Annotated in this window: 3 protein-coding genes; 1 reads left to right on the forward strand and 2 read right to left on the reverse strand. The window is 42.3% G+C overall.

Going from position 1 to position 2935, the window contains the following annotated elements; translation table 11 throughout:
• Window positions 1-80: 80 nt before the first annotated feature.
• The gene (locus tag PLH26_RS17825; RefSeq protein ID WP_324587388.1) at window positions 81-482 is read right to left on the reverse strand and encodes a hypothetical protein; all 402 of its coding nucleotides are present in this window, start codon (window positions 480-482) and stop codon (window positions 81-83) included.
• Between the two features lie 342 nt (window positions 483-824).
• On the opposite strand from PLH26_RS17825, the gene lplA reads away from it, so the two are divergent.
• Window positions 825-1805 carry a lipoate--protein ligase gene (gene lplA, locus PLH26_RS17830; RefSeq protein WP_324587389.1) on the forward strand — a complete coding sequence of 327 codons (981 nt, stop codon included), beginning with the start codon at window positions 825-827 and terminating at the stop codon, window positions 1803-1805.
• Window positions 1806-2036: 231 nt separating this feature from the next.
• Here the strand turns inward: lplA and PLH26_RS17835 are convergent, their stop codons facing one another.
• Entirely contained in the window at window positions 2037-2687 is a 651-nt protein-coding gene (locus PLH26_RS17835) for a YdcF family protein (protein ID WP_324587390.1), read from the reverse strand.
• Between the last annotated feature and the right edge of the window lie 248 nt (window positions 2688-2935).

Below are 2935 nucleotides of genomic sequence, written 5' to 3' on the forward strand. Positions count from 1 at the left end.
GTGCTTTACGTCCGGATGCGGTGCTGACCCTCCTTCGTCGGGTGCCGACCGCATCTCCGAATTTAATTTAAAAAGCGCTATTATGACGACTTCTTCTTCTCCACGATTTTCATATCCGGGAAAAGAGATGCCGCCAGCATAATCACTGAACCCAGTAAAACAAGGTACAATCCGTACTGTCTTTCGGGGCAGGTAGCCATTTCACAACGGGCATATATCATGAAATTGCGAAGCGCCCATGCCAAACCCAATGCACAAAACACGAAGTTTACTCTTTTGGCCCATATCAATGGTAGCAGGAATAAAACAGAAGCGATCACACAAAAAACAATATGGAGCTTGCCCGGTTTGCCCAAATTGGTTCCGGCAGTATCCATTCCCGTGAGTATTTTAGATAAAGAAGCAATTTCAACCCAGGGCAAATAACAGGCAATAATCACCAGTATAGCCGCAGCCAGTCCGGTCCATTGAGAATATTTCATGTATACCAAAATTAGTAAACGCAATTGCTATAAGGCTGCAAGTATACAATTTTTTAACGCAGGCAGACGATAACCACAACAATTATTAGAAGCTCCAACGATGGAGGGTTGGATCCTTTGAATATTGTTTAAAAATAACAAATGCATTGCCCGACGGGGGTATTTGGAACCCCGTGGTAGAACGATCGGACGAAAAAGGAAAATATACCGGTGACTCGCAAACCATTTACCCGGCAAAATCAATACCGGGCCCGGCTGAATAAGGTATCCGCTATCAGGGTGGCAAAAAATGAATGACAGCTATTGCCTAAATTTGTATAAACTATTTGTATAAATAAGAGCATGCTTTGCATTTATCATCAATCTACAGACCCTTACTTTAACATAGCTACGGATGAATATATTTTTAAGCATATTGAAGAGGATTGCTTTATGCTCTGGCGTAATGACAATGCCATTATAGTAGGCAGGCATCAAAACACCCTGGCGGAAATCAATTTCGATTATGTAAAAAAGCACAATATTCATGTTGTAAGGAGGCTTTCGGGCGGCGGGGCCGTATACCACGACCTGGGAAATCTTAATTTCTCTTTTACCAAAACGGGCAGCAACTCTACCCTGATGGATTTTGAAAAATATACCCGGCCTATTGTGGAAGTATTGAGAAGCCTGGGGGCAGATGCCCGCTTTGAAGGCAGGAACGATATTACCATTGGCGGTAAAAAAATTTCAGGGAATGCGGAGCATATTTATAAAAATAAAATACTACACCACGGCACTTTACTGTTTTCATCGGAAATGAAAAATGTGAGTGAGGCATTACGGATAAATCCTTTAAAATACAGGGATAAGGCGGTGAAATCCATTCCCAAAAGAGTTACCAACATAGCGGAGCATCTTACTACAGCATTGAGCATAGAAGCATTCACGCAAAAGATCATGGAGCATATTATTGCAACCAATGACGACTGTGTGCCCTATACATTTACCGCTGCAGACATCAGCGCTATTGAAAAGATCAGGGATGAAAAATATGCCACCAACGAATGGAATTACGGGCAGTCGCCCGATTACAGCTTCAGAAAAGAAGTAAAAACCAACGGCGGCATGCTGGAGATGAATCTTGACGTTGAAAAAGGGATAATTCAAAAAGTAAAGATATTCGGGGATTTTTTTAATGAAAAGGACATTACTGAAATTGAAAAAGCATTAGAAAACAAAGCGCATGATGAACCCTTAGTCCGGGAAGTGTTAAGCAATTTTACTATTGACGCCTATTTTAAGGGAATGACGGCCGATGACCTGGTATCTGCTCTTTTTTAACAACCTTTGGAGTTGATTAAAAAGTAATATTTTGCCGCAAAGGCACGAAGACACAAAGATTTACAAAACATTTATTGCCTGCCATGAGGTCACAAAGGCACAAAGGATCACTAAACATTCCGGTACAACTTATTGGCATATCTTTAGGCTGAACCTTTTAGTCAGCCTCCATTTATATTCTTCCGAAACGCAGTTCCACAAAGGAGCGTCATACCACATAAGGAAAAGCGCTCAATCTTTCATCAGGTGCTTATCAAAACCCGATACTACCAGCCTTTCATAAGCATCCCATATCTCTGCAGGTATTTCCTGGTAAATTTGAAACCCCTTCACGGGATAATATTTGATGCGCTGCAAATCGCCTGTCATAATATGGATCACCCGTTCCAGCGGTATATCATCTGTTGCATATTCATCAAAAGACAGTTGGGGAGAAGTAACCAAAACGTTTTTATCGGGCCAGTGTTTTTTGAAAGTGGCATAAGACCTTCTTTCCATATAAGGCTTTTGTACTACGATAAAATGCTGTGGATCCAGTCCCTTTTCTTTCAATAACCGGGCGGTAAATAAAATGTTCTCGCCCGTATTGGTTGACCTGTTTTCAATAAGCAGCGCATCGGCCGGCACGCCCATTTGCAGGGCTATGGCTGCAAACTTATCGGCTTCCGTTTCCGTCCACATATCCTGTGTAAAGTTTCCCAGTCCGCCCGACATGACAACCAGCGGCGCCCAGCCCTGCAAATACAGTTCCGCCGCCCGGTGCGCCACCCGCAGGTCATGGCTTCCCAGCGCCAGTATGCAATCAGACTTTGCAAGGGTATGGTTCATATGGTGATAGTTCCATAAACGGCGGGCCAGTAACAAGGCTTCTTCTGTGATCATACAGGTTGTATTGTAATAGGGATAGTAAAAATAAACAGTAAATCACAATATCTTATCCTTTATACTGTCTCCGTCCTGCCCCATCCCGCCTTCGGCCCTTCCAAATGCAGGCAGGGAGGTATCATACAGCACCCTCCTTGCAAACAAAACCACTTAAAAATAATTTGGTTTCATATAAGTATAAAACCGTGTATTTTTTTATTATATTGCCTGAATGTTTGCGTTAATCTTTTGAAAAAAATTCCATA

The sequence above is a fragment of the Agriterribacter sp. genome (assembly GCF_035444585.1).
Taxonomy (GTDB): domain Bacteria; phylum Bacteroidota; class Bacteroidia; order Chitinophagales; family Chitinophagaceae; genus Agriterribacter.